This window comes from Paraburkholderia sp. SIMBA_054 (assembly GCF_046534875.1).
Classification (GTDB): domain Bacteria; phylum Pseudomonadota; class Gammaproteobacteria; order Burkholderiales; family Burkholderiaceae; genus Paraburkholderia; species Paraburkholderia hospita.
The window spans coordinates 1-248 of the sequence record NZ_JAWRXV010001355.1 but is presented as its reverse complement, the minus strand read 5'-3'; the positions used below and the strand labels follow the sequence as shown (position 1 = coordinate 248).

Below are 248 nucleotides of genomic sequence, written 5' to 3'. Positions count from 1 at the left end.
GCAACGGATAGCCGTTCTCGGGCCGCAAGCGTTCGCCGTTCTGCGCATAGACCACGAGCGCGCGCTCGAGTATGCGATCGAGCGGCAGGCTGCGCGTCATCGCGGCGGCGTCCGCGCCTTCCGCGAGCAGCCACGCGCCGCCGTTAGCGTTGCTTTGCGCGGACACGCCGCCGACCTCTTCCAGCAACGTGGAAAGACGCACGCCTGTCCATTCGCAACACGACAGCAGACCGTGCGTCAGTTGCACC

General features: G+C 67.3%; 1 protein-coding gene. It reads right to left on the bottom strand.

The features are described 5' to 3' along the window. The coding region (locus tag SB822_RS59510; RefSeq protein ID WP_410859430.1) for a molybdopterin-dependent oxidoreductase at positions 1–248 on the bottom strand (248 nt) is incomplete at both ends.